General features: G+C 36.8%; 19 protein-coding genes and 1 pseudogene. 5 read left to right on the plus strand and 15 right to left on the minus strand.

Translation table 11 applies throughout. The features are described 5' to 3' along the window. Positions 1–132 precede the first annotated feature (132 nt). Both dusA and J690_RS08190 read left to right on the plus strand, forming a co-directional pair. Positions 133–1,137 (plus strand): tRNA dihydrouridine(20/20a) synthase DusA, encoded by a 1,005-nt coding sequence (gene dusA, locus J690_RS08185; RefSeq protein WP_032035282.1) that lies wholly within the window; start codon positions 133–135, stop codon positions 1,135–1,137. A 335-nt stretch (positions 1,138–1,472) separates the two neighbouring features. Then, positions 1,473–1,985, plus strand: a complete 513-nt coding sequence (locus J690_RS08190) for a hypothetical protein (RefSeq protein WP_017482054.1) — start codon at positions 1,473–1,475, stop codon at positions 1,983–1,985. Positions 1,986–1,993: 8 nt separating this feature from the next. Here J690_RS08190 and J690_RS08195 read toward each other — a convergent pair whose 3' ends face one another. Further along, positions 1,994–2,893, minus strand: coding sequence for a LysR family transcriptional regulator (locus J690_RS08195; protein WP_081405103.1), 900 nt, complete (start codon positions 2,891–2,893; stop codon positions 1,994–1,996). A gap of 96 nt (positions 2,894–2,989) precedes the next feature. Here J690_RS08195 and J690_RS23705 point away from each other — a divergent pair, with 96 nt between their 5' ends. Then, positions 2,990–3,112, plus strand: coding sequence for a hypothetical protein (locus J690_RS23705; RefSeq protein ID WP_002117232.1), 123 nt, complete (start codon positions 2,990–2,992; stop codon positions 3,110–3,112). A gap of 64 nt (positions 3,113–3,176) precedes the next feature. Here J690_RS23705 and J690_RS08200 read toward each other — a convergent pair whose 3' ends face one another. The 6 genes from J690_RS08200 to J690_RS08225 all read right to left on the minus strand — a co-directional run bounded on the left by J690_RS08200 (position 3,177) and on the right by J690_RS08225 (position 11,497). Further along, the gene (locus tag J690_RS08200; RefSeq protein ID WP_032035284.1) at positions 3,177–3,938 is read right to left on the minus strand and encodes a tRNA threonylcarbamoyladenosine dehydratase; all 762 of its coding nucleotides are present in this window, start codon (positions 3,936–3,938) and stop codon (positions 3,177–3,179) included. A 332-nt stretch (positions 3,939–4,270) separates the two neighbouring features. Next, positions 4,271–7,027 carry an aconitate hydratase AcnA gene (acnA, locus tag J690_RS08205; RefSeq protein ID WP_032035285.1) on the minus strand — a complete coding sequence of 919 codons (2,757 nt, stop codon included), beginning with the start codon at positions 7,025–7,027 and terminating at the stop codon, positions 4,271–4,273. A 124-nt stretch (positions 7,028–7,151) separates the two neighbouring features. Next, complete coding sequence (locus J690_RS08210) at positions 7,152–7,964, minus strand: TatD family hydrolase (RefSeq protein WP_032035286.1); 813 nt, start codon at positions 7,962–7,964, stop codon at positions 7,152–7,154. Then, positions 7,964–8,905 (minus strand): RsiV family protein, encoded by a 942-nt coding sequence (locus tag J690_RS08215; RefSeq protein ID WP_032035287.1) that lies wholly within the window; start codon positions 8,903–8,905, stop codon positions 7,964–7,966. Before J690_RS08215 ends, J690_RS08210 begins: the two co-directional genes overlap by 1 nt. Positions 8,906–8,995: 90 nt before the next feature. Continuing rightward, on the minus strand, positions 8,996–9,838 hold the full coding sequence (locus tag J690_RS08220) for a hypothetical protein (RefSeq protein ID WP_032035288.1): 843 nt from the start codon (positions 9,836–9,838) through the stop codon (positions 8,996–8,998). A 69-nt stretch (positions 9,839–9,907) separates the two neighbouring features. After that, positions 9,908–11,497 (minus strand): peptide chain release factor 3, encoded by a 1,590-nt coding sequence (locus J690_RS08225; protein ID WP_032035289.1) that lies wholly within the window; start codon positions 11,495–11,497, stop codon positions 9,908–9,910. Between the two features lie 238 nt (positions 11,498–11,735). Between J690_RS08225 and J690_RS24720 the strand changes: the two are divergent. Continuing rightward, a pseudogene (locus J690_RS24720) lies at positions 11,736–11,939 on the plus strand (tyrosine-type recombinase/integrase); the annotation flags it as partial. 323 nt (positions 11,940–12,262) lie between these two features. Here the strand turns inward: J690_RS24720 and J690_RS08230 are convergent. The 3 genes from J690_RS08230 to J690_RS08235 are packed head-to-tail and all read right to left on the minus strand — an operon-like array spanning position 12,263 to position 15,024. Continuing rightward, positions 12,263–13,378: an NAD(P)-dependent alcohol dehydrogenase gene (locus tag J690_RS08230; RefSeq protein WP_032035290.1), complete on the minus strand. Its 1,116-nt coding sequence runs from the start codon at positions 13,376–13,378 to the stop codon at positions 12,263–12,265. A 50-nt stretch (positions 13,379–13,428) separates the two neighbouring features. Next, the gene (locus J690_RS24725; RefSeq protein WP_119026756.1) at positions 13,429–13,515 is read right to left on the minus strand and encodes a GlyGly-CTERM sorting domain-containing protein; all 87 of its coding nucleotides are present in this window, start codon (positions 13,513–13,515) and stop codon (positions 13,429–13,431) included. Between the two features lie 24 nt (positions 13,516–13,539). Beyond that, positions 13,540–15,024, minus strand: a complete 1,485-nt coding sequence (locus tag J690_RS08235; protein WP_081405104.1) for an aldehyde dehydrogenase family protein — start codon at positions 15,022–15,024, stop codon at positions 13,540–13,542. Between the two features lie 506 nt (positions 15,025–15,530). On the opposite strand from J690_RS08235, the gene J690_RS0104105 reads away from it, so the two are divergent. Continuing rightward, the gene (locus J690_RS0104105; RefSeq protein ID WP_227062083.1) at positions 15,531–15,866 is read left to right on the plus strand and encodes a GNAT family N-acetyltransferase; all 336 of its coding nucleotides are present in this window, start codon (positions 15,531–15,533) and stop codon (positions 15,864–15,866) included. Between the two features lie 1,183 nt (positions 15,867–17,049). Here the strand turns inward: J690_RS0104105 and J690_RS24255 are convergent. The 5 genes from J690_RS24255 to argH form a co-directional block, all read right to left on the minus strand. Continuing rightward, a complete protein-coding gene (locus tag J690_RS24255; protein WP_155762591.1) occupies positions 17,050–17,208 on the minus strand; it encodes a hypothetical protein in 159 nt (52 codons plus the stop codon). Between the two features lie 439 nt (positions 17,209–17,647). Then, the gene (locus J690_RS08240) at positions 17,648–18,985 is read right to left on the minus strand and encodes an OprD family outer membrane porin (protein WP_032035293.1); all 1,338 of its coding nucleotides are present in this window, start codon (positions 18,983–18,985) and stop codon (positions 17,648–17,650) included. 160 nt (positions 18,986–19,145) lie between these two features. Beyond that, on the minus strand, positions 19,146–20,186 hold the full coding sequence (locus tag J690_RS08245; protein ID WP_032035294.1) for a type II asparaginase: 1,041 nt from the start codon (positions 20,184–20,186) through the stop codon (positions 19,146–19,148). Positions 20,187–20,287: 101 nt separating this feature from the next. Beyond that, the gene (locus J690_RS08250; RefSeq protein WP_032035295.1) at positions 20,288–21,838 is read right to left on the minus strand and encodes an APC family permease; all 1,551 of its coding nucleotides are present in this window, start codon (positions 21,836–21,838) and stop codon (positions 20,288–20,290) included. Positions 21,839–21,969: 131 nt separating this feature from the next. Next, positions 21,970–23,400 (minus strand): argininosuccinate lyase, encoded by a 1,431-nt coding sequence (argH, locus tag J690_RS08255; protein WP_032035296.1) that lies wholly within the window; start codon positions 23,398–23,400, stop codon positions 21,970–21,972. Positions 23,401–23,513 lie beyond the last annotated feature (113 nt).

Consider the following 23,513-nt stretch of genomic DNA (forward strand, 5'->3'; position numbering starts at 1 on the left):
TATAAATCATCTTTCTATATTCAACATAAGGGTGGTTATAAATTACTCGGTTAAATGCCACTGTCGATTCAAGGCTAAACCCCGTATAATGCTGCCCTTTGATTAATTTAGCGACTTTTGGGTCTATTGGCTATGCAACCACTTCAATCGTTACAACCTCGTATTTCTGTCGCACCTATGATGGACTGGACTACAAAGGACTACCGATTCTTTGCACGCTTGTTTAACCCAAACGTTGTGCTCTATACAGAAATGGTGACTACAGGTGCGATTCTATTTGGCGATGCAAAACGTCATTTAGACTACAATGCTCAAGAACACCCGATCGTATTACAACTTGGCGGTTCAAACCCACAAGAGCTTGCAACCTGCACAAAAATGGCTGAAGACTGGGGCTACGACGAAGTCAACCTGAATGTAGGCTGCCCAAGTGACCGCGTACAGAACAATAAAATCGGTGCATGTTTAATGGCAGAGCCAGACTTGGTTGCTGAGTGTATTCACAGCATGCAAAAGGCAGTAAATATTCCGGTAACGGTAAAGCACCGTATCGGTATTGATGACATGCAGTCTTACGAAGAAATGCTACATTTCGTAGATACTGTCGCTGCAACTGGTTGTACGTATTTCGTTGTGCATGCCCGTATTGCTATTTTGAAAGGTTTGTCTCCAAAAGAAAATCGAGAAGTTCCCCCTTTACGCTACGAAGATGTATACCGCTTAAAGCAAGAACGTCCGCACCTAACCATTGAAATTAACGGCGGAATTAAAACTTTTGCCGAAACTCAAGCTCATTTACAACATGTTGATGGTGTCATGATTGGCCGTGAAGCCTACCATAACCCTTACCTACTTGCTGAGCTCGGCCAACTTTGGAATTTAGAAGCACCAGATCGATTCGATATTATGGAACAAATGCTGCCTTATATTGAGCAACGCATGGCTGAAGGTGCCCCCCTTTCAATCATTACACGTCATATTTTAGGTTTATTCCAAAACTTACCGGGTGCTCGTAAATGGCGTCAGGCGCTAAGTGGCGGAAACGCAAAAACTTTAGCTGATGTTGAAAATGCAATTCAGAACATGCGAGCAGCTATGATTCGCACTGAAGAGTATGTAAAAGAGCAGCAGGTTTAAGTTGACAACGACTTCTTAAATTGTAAGAAAATGTGGCATTTTAAATCAGAGACTTAGATTTTGAGTATATTCGCAAATGTTGGAACAAAATATTCAAATTTAAGCTCTGATTAGTTATTTATTTACAATGATATCAATAATTTAAATTTCACTATTTTTGACCACCTCTTTTACTAAGTAGATTTTCGCTCCAAGGCAGACACCTCTGGAAAAAAGATACGTTATTACATAACATACACAAAACTTTTAAGATACGCCTATTAGTATCTCTGAACGCCACAGGTAGGTGGTGATTTTTTTAATATGGATATGGGTAGCACGGTAGAGATTTCACGATGATTATTTATGACGGACAAGTAGCTGATAATTACATGTATCAGGATTCAAATCAGGCAGCCATTGTTGTATCGCACAGCGCACCAAGCCTTCCTTATCCTTTCACCATGAAACCCAATAATCATCAAACTCAAACTTCAACCAACCCACCCATCGATGTAGAAAAGTTTGTAGAAAAATTAGAAAGCGTTACTTCTAGACGCAGTAAAGCTAGATGCGCACGTAGTATCCGTCTTGCACTCGAATCTGCTGGTGCTAATGTTGAAAACCACCCAATCGCAGCTTCAGATTGGGGCGATACCCTCAAAAAGATTGGCTATAAACAAATTGATCCAGCCTTCGACGAACCTCAAGAAGGTGACATTTACATTATTCACCGAACCCGCAACCATGTTTATGGGCATATCGCTGGGTATACAGGAAGTGAGTGGGTTTCTGACTTCAAACAAAGTAGTTATGATGTCTATAAAGACGATAATGTTACTTATACTTATTATAGATTAGCTGCCTAATCAATTTCCTAAAATTGAAAAATTTGATGAATGCGTTCGGCACAATGTTGAATTATTTCATCATGATCTTTTCTATAAACCAAAACTACTTCCGAAAGTGATAGCTGATCGGTTAAAGGCAATAGTTTTACCTGAGCAGGCAAGATCTGCTGAAATTCTTTAGGCACAATACTTACACCAACATTTGCAGCTACAAGTTGTAACTGTGAAATCTTACGCGACTGAATTGGAGCTTTTTGTGGGGTAAATCCTGCGGCTAAACATAGATTTGAGACCAAATAGCTTAATCCACCTCTTTTAGAATGGGGTGTAGAAACAAAGTATTCTTCTTTTAAATCTTTGACTTCGACCTTCTCTTTATTTGCAAATTTAGCATGATCAATGTGCACGGCCACCATTAAAGGTTCTTCATATAATTTAATAACATTGACGTCATCTAGTGTATGCCGAACTGGCGGTCTAATTAAACCAATATCAATCTCCCCATTCAGTAAAGCCAAAATTTGATGCTCAGATGACAACGTGTTTATCTCAAAGTTAATTTTTTGCTTTAAGCTAATTTCTTTTAATATCTGAACCTTTTTATTATCCATAACAATACTGCTCGAGTGAGCAATTTTAATCTGGCGATTTTTTCCTTCTGCAATATTCTTAGAAACTCCAATGATCTCATTTAAATAATGCATATTATCTTTTATTTTTTTATAGAAGACTTCTCCTGCCGCCGTGAGTTTTACTTTCTTATCAGTACGATGAAATAACTGAAAATCAATTTCTTCCTCTAATAGCTTCATTTGCCGACTTAAAGCAGACTGAGCAATAAATAGTTTCTCTGAAGCAGCGGTAAAGCTCCCTTCTTCAACAATTTTTATAAAATATTGGAATTGTTTTAATGTAAGCATAACCATCTCAAAATTAGATCATTAGGTCTATTTTCTATATTAGATTAGATAGATAGCCTTCGCTAGAATTTTATTAAGACCATTCACTTGATTGAATTATTCATGAAGTATTTAAAAGGGTTTGTCATTTTCACCGTTGTTGTTCTAATTTTATGGTGCTTTAAATTTTATGATCAGCAGTTACCCACACAACCCCAGCAAGACAACATAGAGCTGTACGATTAAATAGTTTCTCTCAAAAATAAAAAGGCATGCACTCACATAAGCACATGCCTTTTCAATATTTAAATTAGGCTTTCTTTAAATCAAGCTTTTTCAAAACTTCAGCCACAGCAATCATCGCAAAGCTTGAAGTCACCACTACCGCTGACCCATAGCCACCACAACGTAAGCCCGCTGATGGGCAAACATCTGCACTTGAAAATGGATTATCGATTGAGTAAATACAGGTAATACCAAATTTCTCTTTTGGCTTTTTACAGATGCCGCGAGCACGAAGTTGACTACGTAGCTTCGCTAACATCGGATCTTGTTCTGTTTTTGATAAATCAGCTACGCGGATTTTAAGTGGATCGAGCTTACCACCTGCTCCGCCCGACACAATTAAAGGAATTTTATTAAAACGACAATGAAGCATTAAAGCCAGTTTTGCTTTAACGTCATCAATACAATCCAAGATAATATCGGGTACAGGATTTAAAAGTTCTGTGACATTCTCAGGTGTTAAGAAGTCATCAATAATATTAACTTTAATACGTGGGTTAATTTGGCGACAACGCTCCGCCATAATCTCAATTTTTTCACAGCCCAGAGTTGATGTCATCGCAGGTAACTGACGGTTCACATTTGATGCCGCAACCACATCCATATCCACCAGAGTCAACTCACCAATACCTGTACGTGCTAAAGCTTCTACCGCCCAACTACCAACACCACCAATACCAATCACCATCACATGACTTTTTTCATAATGCTGGAACGATGAATCACCATAAACTTTGGCTACACCGGCAAAACGGCGGTCATATTCATCTTGTTGGAGATCGGTCATTGCTGCTCTTTGGGGATATAAAACACGGAGAGTATTTTACTGCTTTTCAGAAGAAAGTGTATTTTAGATCAAAGAAAACTTGAGACTGTAATATTTAAACTCACGACAAGTCTTATGATTATTAATCAAATTATACGGCTTAAGATTTAAACTATTGATTACTAGTGTGACAGGCGGCATGGATGCCGCCCAGTTGGGCTGCGGTATAAGGACATACCGTCAGCCCGACAAAGGATTTTTGTTACTTTTTATCCTTAAAAAGTAAGGATATGGCTATATCCCCAACATTAGCTCATTCATATTCATTACAAGACTGTACAAGCTTAGCCAATTTATGAAGCAATCAAATTCCGAAGTACATAATGCAAAATACCACCTGCCTTAAAGTACTCAACCTCATTTAACGTATCAATTCGACATAACACATTAAAATGACTGGCTACCCCATTTGGCCCTTTCACATCAACCTCAAGAATTTGATGAGGCTGAACGCCATCAGACAAACCTCGAATTGATATCACCTCATGACCATTTAAGTTGAGAGATTGTCGAGTTTGTCCATCAATAAACTGTAATGGCAACACTCCCATACCTACCAAGTTTGAACGGTGAATACGCTCAAAACTTTCAGCAATGACAGCTTTGACACCTAACAAGTTTGTTCCTTTGGCAGCCCAGTCACGTGAAGATCCTGTTCCGTATTCTTTACCAGCAATAATCACAAGCGGTGTATGTTCTTGTTGGTAACGCATTGCTGCATCATAAATAGCGAGCTTTTCACCACTTGGCACATGAATAGTATTACCACCCTCTTCACCACCTAGCATCTCATTTTTAATACGAATATTGGCAAAAGTACCTCGCATCATGACTTCATGATTACCGCGTCGAGAACCATAAGAGTTAAAGTCTTTTGGTTCAACACCTTGCTCTTGCAAATATCGACCTGCTGGGCTGTCTTTTTTGATATTACCTGCCGGTGAAATATGGTCAGTTGTTACCGAGTCACCAAGCACTGCCAAAATACGTGCCTGTTCAATATTTTTAATTGGTTTGGGAGGCTCACCAATACCTTCAAAGAACGGCGGATGGCGGATATAAGTCGAATCATCCGCCCATTCATAAGTTTTACTTTTCGGAATCTGAATGGATTGCCAGCTTTCATCACCATCAAACACCGCAGCATATTCTTTATGGAACATCTCTGTATTTACTTTCTGTAAGACAGCATCAATCTCTGCCTGACTTGGCCAGATATCTTTTAAATAGACAGGTTGTCCATCTTTACCTTGCCCAATAGGTTGCGTAGTCAAATCGGTACGAATATTACCAACTAAACCATATGCCACTACCAAAGGTGGCGAAGCAAGCCAGTTTGTTTTAACTAATGGATGTACGCGTCCTTCAAAGTTACGGTTACCAGAAAGTACTGATGCAACATTCAAGTCATGGCATTGAATTGCATCTTCCACTGGCTCCGGTAGTGGACCTGAGTTACCAATACAAGTTGTACAACCATATCCCACCAAGTTATAGCCCAACTCATCTAAATACGGCGTAAGTCCAGCAGCCAGCAAATAGTCAGTCACGACTTTAGAACCTGGTGCAAGAGAGCTTTTCACCCACGGTTTACGCTGCAAACCTTTTTCAATCGCTTTTTTAGCAAGTAAACCTGCTGCTAGCATTACACTTGGGTTAGAAGTATTGGTACAAGAGGTGATTGCCGAAATAACAACATCACCATGATTTAATGGATAAGTTTTTCCTTCAATCACGCAAGAAGGACTTTCATGTTGGATATTTGCTTTTTTTGCCTCGACAGCAGTACCGCCACCACCTTCATTTTCTAAACGCTCTTTAGCTTCTTTGGCTGGTTTTAAAGTTAACTCCATCAGCGCATTAAAGGTTTTCGGCACCTCTGATAAAAGCACTCGATCTTGTGGACGTTTTGGGCCAGCTAGACTTGCCTGAACTGTACTCATATCAAGACTTAAAGTATCGGTGAAAACAGGTTCATCACCCGAATTACGCCATAAACCTTGCGCTTTGCTATACGCTTCGACTAGTTCAATACGATCACTTTGACGACCAGTTAATTTCAAATAACCCAAAGTCACTTCATCAATCGGGAAGAAACCACAAGTCGCACCATACTCTGGTGCCATGTTGGCAATGGTCGCTCGGTCAGCCAGTGGTAAATCGGCTAAACCATCTCCATAGAACTCTACAAATTTCCCCACAACTCCTTTTTGACGGAGCATTTGAGTAATAGTCAGCACCAAATCAGTTGCCGTAATCCCTTCTGGTAGTTTTCCTGTCAATTTAAAACCAATGACTTCAGGAATCAGCATTGAGATAGGTTGGCCCAGCATAGCAGCTTCAGCCTCAATTCCCCCTACACCCCAACCCAATACACCTAAACCATTAATCATGGTGGTATGTGAGTCTGTACCCACTAAAGTATCTGGAAAAGCAAAGGTTTGTCCGTTGTCCTCGCCTAACCACACCGCTTGAGCCAAATATTCTAAATTAACCTGATGACAAATTCCCGTACCCGGTGGCACTACACTAAAGTTATTAAATGCAGACTGTCCCCAACGTAAAAATTGATATCGCTCACCATTACGCTGCATCTCGATTTGTACGTTTTCTTCGAAAGCTTGATCATCGGCAAAATAGTCGACCATGACAGAGTGATCAATGACTAAGTCTACAGGAGATAAGGGATTAATTTTTTCAGGGTCGCCACCCGCTTGCGCCATCGCTGCTCGCATTGCAGCTAAATCAACCACTGCAGGCACACCCGTAAAATCTTGCATTAAAACCCTTGCAGGTCGATATTGAATTTCTTGATCTGAGGTGCGGGTTTTTAGCCATTCTGCTAAAGCATGGATGTGTTCCGTTTTAACGCTATGCTGATCTTCAAACCGTAATAAGTTTTCCAATAATACTTTTAAAGATTTCGGCAGTTTGGCAATATCCCCTAGCGTTTTCTCTGCTTGGGCTAAGCTAAAAATCTGATAATTGCTGGAACCTACTGTTAGCGTCTGTAAAGCATTAAAACTATTGATATTGCTATACTTAGCCATTGGGTTATCCTCCCACGTCTGGCAATGTTATTTTTCACGTTTTTACATGTTGTTTTCTTACTTTAAGCTTCTTTTTTAATCACTGTGTTTTGTTTTAGTTAATATTTTTAATCTTTGATTTTTATTACGATAATTTCAATGTAGTGAGAGAGTTTTTCCACAGCAACTCAGCCAAATCTGGCTCTGGCATATTTAAATTCTCAGCCAAACTTTGTAGAACGTAAGGCAAATTGACGGGGGTATTACGAGTCCGCTGTTCTGTTGAGGTTTGACAGCAAAGCGGTGTCATATCTGGACAATCTGTTTCAATCACCAAGTGCTCTGCACCTATAGCCTGCACAACCGTATGAAGTTTTTTCGCATTCGGGTTGGTGATCTGCCCCGTCACACCAATTTTAAAACCAAGCTTAATAAGACCCTTTGCCTCTTCTACCCCACCACTAAAGGCATGAGCAATTCCACCAAATTTAAATTTTTGAGCTTTTAATAGAGCGAGCACATCACCGTGTGCTTTTCGAATGTGGAGTAACACTGGTTTTTGGTATTGGGTTGCAATCTCTAACTGAGCTGCAAAATATTGTTTTTGCTTTGTATATACATCTGGCTGCTTATGTTCTTTCAAGAAAGTATCTAAGCCAATTTCACCTACAGCCACGCAGTTTTCTTGCTGCAAGATATGTTCAAGATGAGTCAAATGCTCGGGTTGATGCTGCTCAATATAAAACGGGTGTAAGCCTGGTGCTAAATAAGAAGTAGGCACACTTTCCCAACTTTTTAACTGATGATGAGTCTGCACCAACTCATCAAAACGTGACTGTACAAACCCAATTAAGACTAATGCATCAACTCCAGCTTTTTTAGCATTAAACGCTAACTGCTGCCGATCTTCATCAAAATCGGCAACATCGAAATGGGTATGGGTATCAAACAAATGCATTAGCCAGCACTTTTTGCAACTGGTGCCGAAGCTGGTTTGGCTTTAGGCTGTGGCAAATATTCTTCTTTCAACACATCTTGCAATTGGTCATAAGGAATGACTAATCGAGGAAGTCCAACCACATATGGTCCAATTTCATACTCACCGTATTGAAGGATTAAACCTTGCTCACCCAACAAGAAGTTATTAGATAATTTAAATGGCCATGCTTGTTCATAGTCAGCAACATTATCAGCTAATTTAGAGTCCGTCACCCATGTCTTAAAGGCTTCATGGGCTAACTTCTCTAAAGCTGCTTTTTGCTGAGGACGTAATAAATCTTCAAGCTTAATTTGCTTTTGCTCTTTTAAATCAAAATTATAATAATGCTGTGCAGCAGAGCCATGAGCCCCACCTAAATAGCTACTACTATTAAGCACTACAGTTACAACTTTACCTTGAGCCTGCAAAATCTTAGGTTTAACTAAAAGATTAATCTGATGATTACTACTTAAAGCTTTTAACTCATTATCTAGATCAATAAATGAATTTGCATAGCGCTGCACCTGTGCATCAAAGCTATTTTTTTGCTCTGCACCCGCAACGGCTGAAGCTTCTGCTTTTTGTTCCGCTTGCGTGCCCTTAGCATCAGGTTCAGCAATTTCTAAAATTTGATTTAGTGTACTTAAGATTTGTTGATCTATAATTTTGTCAATAAAAGGAAAATTACTCTGTAAGCGCTCTACCGTAAATTCTGGACAAGTTTTACCATCACAATCAGGTAAAACCACCTTACTAGGAGTTGTTTCACCCTTCAAAGTCAACTCTACTGGCTTTTGTTCTTGAACAGTTGATTTCTGCTGCTCTTGAGAATCCTTAGGATCAGCTTTAGGTTGGCATGCTGCCAGAAATATAGCAGAAGCAAGCAAAGTTAATCGCAGTGAAGCTTTAGAAGATAACATCATATTTTGCCTTTTATTCTAAGGAGATTACGCTATGCCTTTCTAAGAAATTAGCGCATATAAATAGAGGTTGCAAATTCTGCTACCATCTTAAAACATTTGTTCATAAACCTCGGGTTGTAATATTTTTTTGGTCTGTTCTTTAGATAAATAAATATCGAGCTGTGGAGCTTCTTTAGTAATCTGGTTTGCCTGATAATGTAAGCCAACCCCTTCACCATCAAAGAACCAATCTGCCTGCCCCCAATATAAAGTTTTTGGTGCTTCTTTCTTTATGTCAGCAGTCTGCTTTTTTAACCAGTCTTGATAGGCCACCTGCACCATTTGATGCACAGTAGTTTGTTGATCTTTTTTCAAAACATCTAACAAAGTTAAGCTCTTATGCAGTTTGCGGTCGGCCACAAAAAAGTAATAACGGTCTTTAATCGTGAGCTCTTCCTGCTTGGTATCAAGTCCTAATTGTAATAAAACATATTGGTTACGCTGCGATGCAATACGTGTATGAAGATGCAATTCATAAGCCCGATTCTTTGAATATTTATCTTGCCATTCATCAGACTTTTTAACATAAGCATTAATGGCTTGCTGCAAACTTAAGTCTTTTTTCAAATCAATTTGGTCTTGGATCACTTTAGCCTGACTTTTGGCAATCCATTCATTTAGCCATGCATCTTGAGTCTTTATCGTTTGAATATCGACATCAATACAATTTTTCTTCTCACAAAATGGCAAAGCATAATCAGCTTTTACTTGTTGTAAGTTTAGAAATGGGAGTACTTCCGCTTTCTCTATATTTTGATTTTGGGTAGAAGCCGATTTCATTTGAGAAGATGATGAAGGTTGAGAGCTTTTCCAGACAAAAAGGCAAATAGCTAAAAGTAATATGATTACCGCAACTAAAAGTGCAATAACTGTCTTTCTATTCAAATTCATTTCATCATCCTTTCTTATTTTTCAAAACAAAACAGCTTCTGTTCGAAGCTGTCTGTCAAATCTTAAAGATTAGTGTTCACGTGTGTTACGGAACTGAATATCAGGCCAACGCTCTTGCATAATCTGCAAGTTGACACGACTTGGCGCAAGATAAGTTAAGTGACCACCACCATCGATAGAAAGCTGATCATGTGCTTTTTTCTTAAATTCATTGAGAATCTTGTCATCATCACAATGAATCCAACGAACCGTATTAACACTTACAGGCTCATACACACAGTCAACTTTGTATTCTTCTTTCAGACGGTAAGCAACCACATCGAACTGAAGCACACCAACCGCGCCCACAATCAAATCATTGCTAATTTGTGGCATAAATACCTGAGTTGCACCTTCTTCAGACAACTCTTTCAAACCTTTTTGCAATTGTTTTGACTTTAATGGATCTTTCAAACGCACTCGACGGAACATCTCTGGTGCGAAGTGAGGAATACCTGTGAAATGTAGATTTTCACCACTTGTGAAAGTATCACCAATTTGAATTGTGCCGTGGTTATGCAAACCAATAATATCCCCTGGCCACGCCTCTTCTAGATGTTCACGCTCACCCGCAAGGAATGTCAATGCATCACTAATACGTACATCTTTACCAATACGTACATGATTCATCTTCAAACCTTTTTCATATTTACCTGAGCAAATACGCATAAAGGCAATACGGTCACGGTGTTTCGGATCCATGTTGGCTTGAATTTTAAAGACGAAACCAGAAAAACCTTCTTCTTTAGCATCGACAACACGCTCTTGTGTTGGATGTGCTTTAGGTTCTGGTGCCCAATTCATAAATGCATCTAACACGTGGTCAACACCAAAGTTACCTAATGCTGTACCAAATAGAACTGGAGTTTGTTTACCTTGTAAAAATAATTCGCGGTCCAAAGGCTCATTCGCCATTTGTACGAGCTCAAGTGACTCTTCAAAAGACGCCCAAGCCAACTCACCTACTTTTTCACGAATATCTGCATGATCATAGCCATCGCGTACTTCAATATCTGTAATAGTTGAACCAAAGCCTGCTTTGTAGACATACAATTTGTTTTCAAGAATATTGTATACACCAGCAAAATCACGCCCCATCCCTAATGGCCATGTAATTGGTACACAGCGGATATTAAGGACATTCTCAATTTCATCCAGCAACTCAAGTGGTTCACGAATCTCACGGTCCATCTTGTTTACAAATGAAATGATCGGAGTGTCACGCATACGACAAACTTCCATCAATTTGATGGTACGTTCTTCGACACCTTTTGCACCATCAATCACCATTAACGCAGAGTCAACTGCAGTTAGGGTACGATAAGTATCTTCAGAGAAGTCTTCATGTCCCGGTGTATCAAGTAAGTTAATAGTGTGACCTTTATAAGGGAACTGCATAACAGAAGTGGTAATGGAAATTCCACGCTCTTTTTCCATTTCCATCCAGTCAGATGTAGCTGCGCGGTCAGATTTACGGCTTTTTACCATCCCTGCAACCTGAATTGCTTTACCCCATAACAGTAATTTCTCTGTCATGGTTGTTTTACCGGCATCGGGGTGGGAAATGATGGCAAAAGTCCTACGAACCTTTACTTGCTTAGTTAATTCGTCTTTAAACATGAATTTTATCTACAATTTATACACCAATTTGTACACACTTCAAAAGGTGACAACAAATGGCGAAAAAGAAAATTTAAATTGGCGCAATTGTAGCAGATTTATAAAGTGTTTTATCGACTTTGTGGAAAACTCCGGACTTGTCTACATTCTTCAAAATTAGGAACTACTACTTATACTTTTGCGTTCATGACTTCTAAAATTTTTCACATATAGTGTATCAAATACTTCTTCTTATTCTAGAATTACTGCATCGACATATTTAAATGAATTAGGTAGTGATGATAGATGGATTGAAAAACAGTTATCACATACGGATAATGATAAAACAAGAGCAACTTATAACCATGCTAAATGGCTCAGAAAAAGACGATCTATGCTTCAATGGTATGCAGACTTTTTAGATGGAAAAGTTGAAATGCCTGTGCATGAGGAGATGATTTAAATAAAACTATCTTAGGTCAAAAATAGTAAAATTCCTTAGTTCCTTACTTGCGATATTATGAATAAATCTTAGAAGTTATAAAAATATAGATCAAATGAATAATAATTATTATAAATTATAGATACTTTCTATATTCATAAGTACGCTCAGATATACTATCGAAATATAAGCGCATAAGAGTCTAATAGATTTTAGGAATACATTTAAAAAATCTGGTCCCATCACTATTCAAACAGTGATATTCCATTTAAAAAAATTGATTATGGTTTGGTTTATAGGAATTTAAAATGGTCATATCAAATAAATGCTATGACCTTTGAAATTTAACCAATCTTTAAAATTGGCTTAAGTGTTATACCTTGTTGGCTATCGATTGCTGCTTGATTAATATCTTTAAACTCATAGAATTTGATTAGTTTATCAAATGGAAATTTACCCTGTTGATATAATGCAACCAGTTCAGGAATAAAACGTTTAGCAACACTATTTCCTTCTACAACACCTATGATTGATTTACCTCCAATCAGTAAATTATTTACATCAAAAGCGGCAGTTACACCTAATGGTGGCGCACCAACAATTGCAATTTTACCGAGAATCCCAAGTGCATCAACCCCTTGTTTAACAATTTCAGGACGGCCTGTAGACTCTAATGCAAATTGAACACCACCTTGCGTAATTTCCTTAATTGCTTCAATGGGGTCTTGAACTTTACTATTAATAACATGTGTTGCCCCTAGTTCTTTTGCAAGAGTTAAACGGGACTCCACAATATCGACAGCAATGATCGTAGTTGCTCCACATACTTTTGCAGCAAGCAATGCACTTAATCCAACGGCACCTGCGCCCCATGTCACAAAGCTGCAGGCAGGTCTAACACCTAATGCATTTATGACTGCACCTGCGCCTGTCTGTATTCCACAGCCCAATGGACCCAATAATTCTAAAGGCACATCTTGAGTGACTTTTACTGCATTATTTTCACGGCTGATCGCATAGGTTGCAAATGAAGATTGTCCAAAAAAATGGTCATGTACTTTATGATGATCGTGTGTACAAATTGCAGAATTCCCTTCGGGATCAGTGCCACCAAAGTTACGACCAAAAAAATCCTGACAATATGCAGGATTCCCACTGCCACATTGCTCACAAATCCCACAATATCCATAACTAAGAACTACATGATCACCGATTGCTAAATCTTTCACATTTGGACCAATCGCTTCTACAATTCCCGACCCTTCATGTCCTAATACCGCTGGTAAAGGAACAGGATAATATTGATCTCTAACAATTAAATCGGTATGACACATACCTGTTGCTACGATTTTTACCAAAACCTCATCATCTTTGGGTTCACGAATCTGAAGTTGCCTGAGTTCAAAATCTGCACCTTTGTTTTGGGTCACAGCTGCAGTAATCTCTGTAAAATTTGTCATATCTCAACATCCTGTATCAGATTATATTTTTATAAAAACAAGCGTCTTATTCACAGTTCCTTTCGTCTGGACCAACAGCCCCCTAAAAATAGAATGCTATAGATTCCAAGTGAAATAACATCTAAAACAAAATGTATCTAAGCTTAATCAGATACCAAGTTTTATTTTTGCGCCGTAACCCAATGGGTGGTCGTATATTCCTCAACGATCCATTGATCATTGAAACGGCCTAAACCTGAGTTCTTTTCGCCGCCGAATGGGGCATTAGGATGATCGGCAACCGAAATCTCATTAATATGAGACATACCTGCCTCAATCCCCAACGCAAATTTCACTCCACGTTCATGATTTGAAGTACACACCGCACTCGATAAACCAAATTCAGTGTCATTGGCAAGTTCAAGTGCATGAGCTTCATCACGTGCTTTTAAAATTGGTAGAACTGGACCAAAACTTTCTTCTTTCGCCACAGCAAAATCTGGCTCAACATTGATGAACACATGAGGTCCAACCAAATTGCCCTCAATTCCACCGTCAAAGAATAACGAAGCGCCTTCATTTTGTGCTTGCTGAATAATACGGCGGATATTGTCAGTTTGCTGATTATTAATAATTGGCCCAACTAGAGTCTCTTCATTGGCTGGATCACCAACTTTAATGTTTGCCAAAGCAGGACGTAATTTTTCTAGGTATTGATCATAAATCTTTTCATCAATGATGACGCGGTTGGTACTCATACAAATTTGCCCTTGATGCAAAAAGCGTCCCATTACCGTTAAATTCACTGCAAGGTCTAAATCAGCATCGTCCAAAATTACTAATGGCGCATTGCCTCCAAGCTCTAAGCCAACACGTTTAATCCGTCTGGCAGACATAGCTTTTTCAGCTACTCGCTTGCCGATCTGTGTTGAACCAGTAAATGAAATAAACTTGCTTGTATCATGTTCAACCACATAGTCGCCAATTTCACTGCCTGCCCCGACAATTACATTCAACACACCCGCAGGGGCATTTGCCAATTCAAAAATTTTAGCAATAATCAACCCACCTGTCACAGGCGTATCACTTGCTGGTTTAAGAACAATAGTATTACCCAAAGCAATTGCAGGAATCACCGAGCGCATGCTCAAATGGAAAGGGAAATTCCAAGGACTTATGACTGTAATTACACCTAAAGCTTTATGGAATACTTGACTAACTTGTCCCTCATGGGCAGGTTTTAAATCAATTACCTCATTTACAGCATTCGCATATTTTAAAGATGCTTGAGAAATTTTAAGTGCCGCATCTACTTCAATATTCGCTTTAAGTCTTGAACTTCCAGCTTCATTTATTAACCAATCTACAAGAGATTCACGATGTTGTGTAATCACCGCAATAATACGTTCAATCAGAGATTGACGTTCACTCACAGTGGTTTTTTGCCATGATTTAAACGCTGATTGCGCAGCTTGATATGCTGCATCAACATCTTGTTGGCTGGCTCCTTGAATATCATCAATATGCTGATGAGTATAAGGATTTGTATTCGTTACAATTTTATTCGATGAACCGTTAATCCATTGTCCATTGATAAATTGTTGGTTAAAACTCTGCGCTAAACTCATGATATATCCCTTTTTAAAGATGCAATCCATCTGCTTCATTGTTTAATATCGTCTCATCTTATTTTTTAGGAAGAAATAAGATCGACTATGCTCTTGTATTACAATATGTTCTTCATATCCTAATCCATAAGTTATTTTTTTAGAGCACTTTTGATATAGATAAATTACAGTAAAAACCGATTAATGATTTTAATGTCCGTATATCGGACAAAATTATTATTAAAATATTTAGATATGGAAGGGCTTTTAATTCCATAAATTTTGCTTTGTTAGAGAGCACATAATTTAAAAAAAGATAGTTTTAAAAAATAAAAAAGCTCATATTGAACTGCACCCCGAAAGTTGGACACTTCTAGTCTAATTTAGAGAGTGCTTTTCTATGGCTAAATATTCTCAAGAATTTAAACTTAAAGTTGAATATTATTTAACAACGAAAGATTGATTGATACATTAGAACAAATCAGAAGTTTGCTATAGAAAAATTAGGATATTCACGAGCAAGTGTTTCATCTATGTAATTAAGTCAAAAAAAACCTCAAAGGAACGTGAATATTGCATTTAGTAAAAGTTTTGACGATCTCTATCTCAGATTCGGAAAATATCCATTCGCCGACCATAAAGATAAAAAATATATTGTTGTTGCTCATGTTGGATTTAAGAAACAGAAAAATGGTCATGGAACCGCTTTACTGAAAGAGCTCTGTATTTTTGGGGGAAAGTTTGGATACGAATATTTAGAAGTAGAACGTCCAAATCAGGATTGCCAAGCTTTTATGAAGAAATTGGGCTTTAAAGATGAGTTCTATCTTCCAATTGACCAGTTGAAAAAGTCTATTAAAGAATATGAGCTTTTGAAACAGGCAAAAGTCCGTCTTGCATGAACACACACTGATTGCATCACAGGCACTGTTATTTTTAACATCAGTAGGTATTAAAACTATTAATTAACGTTACTGGAATCATTCGGCCTTGCTACAACTAAAGATTAACCGCTATTTGTAAACGACCTACAAGTCCAGGTTTTGGTTTAATGGTGAAAAGAAGACTTTAATTGCGCACTTATAGCTGATATATCAACGCTGTTTTAACTATTGTTGATATATCTTAAGTTACCCAAACTACGCATTAAATTCCAAATATTCACCTAACCCATCAACCAACATAGCTATAGTAAAAGTAACATCACTATATACCTCTATTTCAAACATCATCTCTTCGAATACAGTTCTTACAATCTGCTTAGCCTCCTCCCTTTTTTCAGAAATACTACACGAGTGAAGTACTAACCCACCCATAAAAGTATTTTCTACTTTATCTAGCTTATCCCATTTTTATATTTGCCTACTGCCAATCTTATTTTCTAATTTTTTTATTGATTCACATTTTTTGTCACTAGGGTAGCCACTCTGTGACATGGCATATGTAAAAATAAAATTATAAGTTTTCATATCACACTCAATAAGAATATGTTGTCTTTCAATATAGTTAACGAACAAATTAACACTTTGATAGACTGGACACATCAACAAGAATAACCATTAAAATACAATAACCTGAAATTATAAAAATGAATTATTGTGTATATAAATTAAAGTTCAGACTAGAATTTAAAATTCTAGTCTGAACTTTAGTATCTTGAATAATTTGCAACTCAATTGCATTCTTCACATCTTGATATAAAGAAATATCCGTTGTATCTGCAACTTCTAATGAAATTGCTAAAGCATATCGTGCCAGCCTCAGTGACTTTACCTGAAAACATATCTTTCCATAAAGAAGCTGAAGCTTTTTTTGGCATTCCACTCCAAATTTTTATATGAGTTTCTAAGTACTAAAAAACATACACATAAAAAAAGCCCCTGCTTTTAACAGGGGCTTTTCGAATTTGGCGGAAGTGGTGTCAGTCACATTAAATGCATAATTAATTGATAAAAAACATAATAAATATTTAAATTTAAGTTTTTACTGCAATTTTTACTACTATTAATTTCTTTCTAACATTCGCTTATTGATCGAGCTTCTTGCTGTAAAAGTACCCTTGTTGAGGGTACCCTATACTTTTGTTCATGGCAAACTATCACAGAACTTAACGATCCTTTGTACAATCTCAGGAATGATACGATCAATGACTTCATTGTTAAACTTGTGTTGAGAGTACGGTCTAGCAATTACGATTTCTAAAAACTCTCTTAAAGTAAGAACAGAACTAGGAAACTCGATCATTGAGCACTTTCCACTTAACACCAACACTTCCCGCCCAAAATTCAATGCCATATCCACACAATCAACACACACCGGAACAGAATTGGAATCGAAATTCAAATCTTTAGTGGAAAATAAAGAAGCTGTTTTACCTCAAAGATCCATGAATTTTTCTTTGAAGGCCTCACACAATCATATTTATCCCTAAAACAACAAGCATAGAACCAATCATTTCATATCTGGTCTAATACTTCCCTCTTGTAGCGATAAGATGAGCAAGCTCATTGGTTGAAGGCTTCTTTTTAAGTACAGGGTTATCTTTTAACCTCCACGAACTGTTCGCATCTTTAAATGGCAATGTATTATAAAGTAATCTCTCCGGTTCATATCTATCAAATTGATGAAAGCTTTTGATTTATGATAGATACTTAATGATCAACATAATTAAAGCCTATAGTATTTAGAATATTTTTACTGGAATATCTAACCATATACGCCATTCATTTGTATCTCCAAGATAAATATCTTGATATTCAGAACTAGCTCGATAGTAAGAGTGACGTAGAAGAAGACTTACATCTTTAGCAATTCCAGATTGAACGGTGTATTTCAACTGATTAATAAATGCTCTCTCACTTGCATTATTTGTTAGTAAATTAGAGCGATCACCCTCACCAGCAACATCAATATCCCATCCATATACATAAGAACTAGTCCACTTTAAACCTCTAATATTCAGTCCTTCAAAATCATACATATATTGAAGTTGTAAAGATTTCTCATCATTTCCGCTAAAGTCAGAAAGATAGGAATTTGGTAAATAAACACTTTGACGACCATCACCCACCCCCTTACCAAGGCCATAATCATAGCCAGTATTACCTGTATTTTGCTGATAAGCGATCATGATATTATGATTGCCTGAATTATATACTCCAGATAATGCCCAAATATTATTTTTTAAGTCTGCTAGATCATTGCTAGTGTGCGAATATGTGTAAGCACTGCCATCAGGCTTTGTGTCCCATTGAGTATGATACCCGCTGAATTCATAAGTTAACGACTTCTTGTTAGCAAGGTCATGCTTATAATTAGCATTGATATAATGACGTTTTAAACGATCCTTGATATCAGTTCCAAAATATGATGCACTAAATGTGTCATTCAATTGATGCTTAATACCCCAAATTACGGCACGATCTAATTCACTATCATCACTTTTGATTTCATCTGAATATTGATTCTTAGTAAATTTACCGGCAATTAATTCATAGCCACTAATTTCATTGCTTGTTGCTAAAACGCCTTCAAAATATTCAGGAACTAAACGTGAAGTATTACTTGCTAATACAGGTAAATCCAATACTTGAGTACCATAACGGAATTCAGTATTCGAAAAACGTGCCTTCACAATCCCTCCACCACGCACCCAGTGATCATATGCATCAACATGACCATTTAAGTCTTTAACACCATCGTTATGTAGAGGTATCATGCCATTGCCAGCATGATGATTATCACCTAATTTAAAAGAAGCATCCCCGATTAAACCAACCCCAAAACCAATAATACCTTTTGTAAAGCCAGACTCAATTTTAAACATCGCTGTTTGGGCAGTTGAATTCGTATCATTTCTGCCATTTTTTTTATCACGCATAAAATAGCCTGTTCGTAATAAAATTGATCCTTCTTTGTCCTCTATAAAACCTTTAAACTCTCTCTGTTCTTGCGAAAAAGCTGTTGATATTAGAGCACTTTGTAACATAACAACTAAAACAAATTTTTTTTTAAGTTGCATTTTAATTTAAACCTTAAAATAATCAGAAAATATTTTGATTTTAAAATTTTAATAAACCATACTCTGTATACATAATTTACTAAAAATAATATCAATTAAAGAAGTTTATAATTTAAGGCTTATTCATTCTAATTAAAAACAAATAAGCCTATTATACTAATTAATATTCATAAAAGAATTTTTGTATTTCTTTATCGTTGTTAGTAATAGAAAGTGCTAACATTAGTAAAATTCTTGCTTTTGCTGGGTTTAAACTATTTGAAACTAATCCTGGCTGAGTATCATCCTTTGGAACAATTCCACTTCCTGTTCTAGATGCTCTAACAACTATAATTCCTGCGTTTTGAGCTTTTTTAATTCCGGCTTCACTACGCACTGAAACTGAGCCAGCTCCAGCTCCAGCAAATACAATACCCTTAACATTATTTTTAATGGCTGCATCAAACATATATTCTGGATCATCTTGATAGCCATATATAATATCAACTGATGGCATTTTTTCAATTCCACCAATATTAAAAATAGACTTAGATGTATGCTTTTTCTCTACAGAACTAAAATATTCAACATTTCCATCAATAATACTCCCAATATATCCTTCTTCTGGAGCTTTAAAAGCATCTATCGAGCTTGTATTAGTTTTAGTTATAAAACGTGCTGCGCCAATTTTATTATTTAGTACTACTAGCACACCACGATTTTTAGATTTTTTATCAGATGCAACTGTTACAGCACTTAATAAATTCATTGGTCCATCAGCACTAATTGCCGTTGCTGGTCTCATAGCAGCTGTAAATACAACTGGTTTGTTACTTTTTACTGTTAAATTTAAAAAATATGATGTTTCATCTAATGTATCTGTACCATGAGTAATTACAACACCATCAACATCACTTTTGCTAAGTAAATCATTAACACGATTAGAAAGCTTTAAAATGACATCACTTGTCATATTTTCGCTTCCAATATTTGCAATTTGCTCACCAGTAACATGTGCTACTTTATTAATTTCTGGTACTGCATTAATTAGTTTTTCCACACCAATAGCACCAGCTTTATAACCAACAGTTTGAGCATCATTTGCTGCAGATCCAGCAATTGTTCCGCCAGTGGCTAATATTACAATATTAGGCAATTTATCAGCGAAAGAACTATTACTTACAAACAGTAGAGTTGCAATTAAAAAAATTTTTAGTTTCATTTGAAAATCCTTTTAGATTATTAAGCAAAATATATAACAATTAAGAAACACATTATAATATTCAGAAATAAGTTCTTTATTTCTGAATATTTAAAATAAATTTACTTCTTAGAGCAAACATCTAGGCTATTAGTTTTTTTCATAAACCAAACACCGTTGTATACTGCAAAGAAATAAAATATAAATCCTAGTATTGCAACAAGAATAGACATAACAGGCTCAGGAAGAATATGTTTCCCACCAAAGTTTCCAAAATAAGATAATGTTACAATCATTAAAATATAAAAAACAAAATATAATCCACCTAAAAAATCTTCTTTTTTATACTTATTGACAAAATGCATAACTGAGTAACCAATCAGTCCTAAAACTAAACCAGTTAATGCAAGGCTGACCTTCTCCCATTTCGTCCAATAAATAAGTAAAGTTGCTAAAGTAAAGGCTATAGGTGCAATATATTGTGTTCCTAATAACCCATTATCTTTAGTTAAACCAGCTTTTCTGAATACAGTAACTGTAATACATGCTGAAGCGTATTTAAAAATACTAATTGCTCCCACAATCGCAATAATTTCAGTCCAGCTCTTGAGAGGAAATAAAAATAACAATCCCACAAAAAAATTAAGAACTAGTGCACGAGTTGGAACACCAATTTTGGGATGAATTACTCCAAAATACTGAGGAAGAAAACCACTTTTTGACATACCAAATACATGTCTAGATGTACCAGCTGTATAAGAAAGAGCAGAGCCTGTTGGAGAAATCATTGCATCAGCTGTGATAATCCAAGACAACCATACTATATTAATAAGGATAGCTAGGTTGGCAAAGGGCGAATCAAAACTAATTTGACTCCAACCATTTACTAATAATTCTGGTGGTATAGCACCAATAAATACTGTCTGAATTAAAGTGTATAAAATAGCAGCTGCAACTAAAGAAGCAATTAATGCTAAAGGTATATTTTTCCTTGGGTTAACTACCTCCCCCCCCATCATGACAACATTACCAAAACCAGTATAAGCAAAAAATATTCCACTAGTTAAAATGGCACTAACACTTGCACCCATTCCATTTGGTGCAAATCCATGACTTGTGAAATTTTCTGGATTAAATCCAGTATAAAAAAATACTATAATTGTTATTACAGGTACAAAGAATTTTATGAAAGTTATAAATGTATTAGTTATCGCAAACATTCGTACACCTAAATAGTTTAGGAATACAAAAAAAATCATCAGAAAACTAGCGCTTAGCAATCCCAGAGTAGTCAAACTTTCATTTTTGTACAAATAGGGATAATAATGATTAGCATATTGAATCACTGCCGCAGATTCGATAGGTGCTGTTGCACAATACCCTAACCAAATTGAATAACTGGTAAGCATACCCAGCATTTTTCCGTTAGAGTAAAGTGGATATCTACCTAATCCTCCAGTTTCTGGTTTCACTCTACCTAACTCTGCATATATTAGTGCAATTAATATAATAACACCTGCACCAATTAGCCATGAAAAAACAGCCGCTGGTCCAGCTAATTTAGCTGTAACATAAGGAGCAAATAACCAGCTAGATCCAATTATCCCACCTAATGATAATGCTGTAAGTGACCAAAATCCCATTTTCTTTTTCAAGTACTGCTCTTGACTCATAATATCCCTCTTCAAGAATTCACTATAACGTTCAACATCATCAAATATGATCTGTTATATTTTCATACCAATATTCAAATACTAAAGAAGCAAGTATAAATTATTAATAATACAAGCTTCCCTATTCCTAATTAGACTAATTTAGATAATCTATTATAGGCACGTTCAATGGCAGCTTCTACTTGCGAAGGTGCGGTTCCACCAATATGATCACGTGCATTTACAGAAGCTTCTAGGGTTAAGGCTTTATCAAACACATCTGCTGTAATTAAGTCAGAGAATTGTTGAAGTTGCTCTAAAGTCAGTTCAGAAAGATCTTTTGATTCTTTAACACCTAAAGCGACAGCTTTACCTACAATTTCATGCGCATCACGGAATGCAACGCCTTTTTTCACTAAGTAGTCAGCAAGATCGGTTGCAGTTGAGAATCCACGAAGCGCAGCTTCACGCATAATTTCAATATTTGGCACCAATGCAGGAATCATGTCTGCGAAAGCCATGAGTGAACCACGAACCGTATCAATTGCATCAAATAAAGGTTCTTTATCTTCTTGGTTGTCTTTGTTATATGCCAATGGTTGACCTTTCATGAGCGTAAGTAAGCTAATTAAGTCACCAAATACACGGCCAGATTTACCACGAATAAGTTCTGGAACATCCGGGTTTTTCTTCTGTGGCATGATTGAAGAACCAGTACAGAAACGATCAGGAATATTCACAAATTTGAACTGTGCAGAAGTCCAAAGAATGAGCTCTTCTGACATACGTGATAAATGCATCATGATCAGTGCAGCAGCTGCATTAAATTCGATGGCGAAGTCACGGTCAGATACGGCATCAAGCGAGTTTTCAGATACAGCTTCGAAACCTAAAAGCTCTGCTGTGTATGCGCGGTCAATTGGATAAGTTGTACCAGCAAGAGCGGCAGAACCAAGTGGCATGCGGTTAACGCGCTTACGACAGTCTTGAAGACGTTCAGTGTCACGTACCAACATTTCAAACCATGCTAACAAGTGATGACCAAAAGTCACTGGCTGTGCAGTTTGTAGGTGTGTAAAGCCCGGCATAATTGTATTTACATTTTTGGCAGCCAAGCCTAACAAACCTTTTTGTAAGCGCTCTAATAATTTTAAAATATCATCAATTTCGTCGCGCAGGTAAAGACGAATATCAGTTGCAACCTGATCGTTACGGCTACGGCCAGGATGTAATTTTTTACCTGTAATACCAATACGTTGAGTCAAACGTGATTCAATGTTCATATGAACATCTTCAAGATCGATGCGCCACTCAAAGTTTCCAGCCTCAATTTCTGAGCGAATGGTGCTTAAACCTTCAATAATGTCATCGCGTTCTGCTTCTGTGAGTACGCCAACTTTCGCAAGCATGGTAGCATGCGCAATCGAACCAGCGATGTCTTGCTTATAAAAACGTTTATCAAATTTTACTGATGATGTAAATTCAGCAACAAAAGCATTTGTCGCCTCTTTAAAGCGCCCACCCCACATAGTAGATGTTTCAGCGTTTGCATCATTACTCAAATTTTCTGACAATTTATTCATTAACTCATTTCCACATTATAAGTTTTAATATAAGTAAAATTTATATTAAAACTATTACTTTGATATGCCAATAACTTGACGGTATAATCTTTAATAGTTACTAAAAATATAAA

This window comes from Acinetobacter sp. 742879, from assembly GCF_000588535.1.
Classification (GTDB): Bacteria; Pseudomonadota; Gammaproteobacteria; order Pseudomonadales; family Moraxellaceae; genus Acinetobacter; species Acinetobacter pittii.

What these genes read in the sequence shown, in the direction of transcription:
- dusA (WP_032035282.1), top strand. Translation starts at nt 133, where the DNA reads ATGCAACCACTTCAATCGTTACAACCTCGTATTTCTGTCGCACCTATG.
- J690_RS08190 (WP_017482054.1), top strand. Translation starts at nt 1,473, where the DNA reads ATGATTATTTATGACGGACAAGTAGCTGATAATTACATGTATCAGGAT.
- J690_RS08195 (WP_081405103.1), bottom strand. Translation starts at nt 2,893, where the DNA reads ATGGTTATGCTTACATTAAAACAATTCCAATATTTTATAAAAATTGTT.
- J690_RS23705 (WP_002117232.1), top strand. Translation starts at nt 2,990, where the DNA reads ATGAAGTATTTAAAAGGGTTTGTCATTTTCACCGTTGTTGTTCTAATT.
- J690_RS08200 (WP_032035284.1), bottom strand. Translation starts at nt 3,938, where the DNA reads ATGACCGATCTCCAACAAGATGAATATGACCGCCGTTTTGCCGGTGTA.
- acnA (WP_032035285.1), bottom strand. Translation starts at nt 7,027, where the DNA reads ATGGCTAAGTATAGCAATATCAATAGTTTTAATGCTTTACAGACGCTA.
- J690_RS08210 (WP_032035286.1), bottom strand. Translation starts at nt 7,964, where the DNA reads ATGCATTTGTTTGATACCCATACCCATTTCGATGTTGCCGATTTTGAT.
- J690_RS08215 (WP_032035287.1), bottom strand. Translation starts at nt 8,905, where the DNA reads ATGTTATCTTCTAAAGCTTCACTGCGATTAACTTTGCTTGCTTCTGCT.
- J690_RS08220 (WP_032035288.1), bottom strand. Translation starts at nt 9,838, where the DNA reads ATGAATTTGAATAGAAAGACAGTTATTGCACTTTTAGTTGCGGTAATC.
- J690_RS08225 (WP_032035289.1), bottom strand. Translation starts at nt 11,497, where the DNA reads ATGTTTAAAGACGAATTAACTAAGCAAGTAAAGGTTCGTAGGACTTTT.
- J690_RS08230 (WP_032035290.1), bottom strand. Translation starts at nt 13,378, where the DNA reads ATGACAAATTTTACAGAGATTACTGCAGCTGTGACCCAAAACAAAGGT.
- J690_RS08235 (WP_081405104.1), bottom strand. Translation starts at nt 15,024, where the DNA reads ATGAAGCAGATGGATTGCATCTTTAAAAAGGGATATATCATGAGTTTA.
- J690_RS24255 (WP_155762591.1), bottom strand. Translation starts at nt 17,208, where the DNA reads ATGATCGAGTTTCCTAGTTCTGTTCTTACTTTAAGAGAGTTTTTAGAA.
- J690_RS08240 (WP_032035293.1), bottom strand. Translation starts at nt 18,985, where the DNA reads ATGCAACTTAAAAAAAAATTTGTTTTAGTTGTTATGTTACAAAGTGCT.
- J690_RS08245 (WP_032035294.1), bottom strand. Translation starts at nt 20,186, where the DNA reads ATGAAACTAAAAATTTTTTTAATTGCAACTCTACTGTTTGTAAGTAAT.
- J690_RS08250 (WP_032035295.1), bottom strand. Translation starts at nt 21,838, where the DNA reads ATGAGTCAAGAGCAGTACTTGAAAAAGAAAATGGGATTTTGGTCACTT.
- argH (WP_032035296.1), bottom strand. Translation starts at nt 23,400, where the DNA reads ATGAATAAATTGTCAGAAAATTTGAGTAATGATGCAAACGCTGAAACA.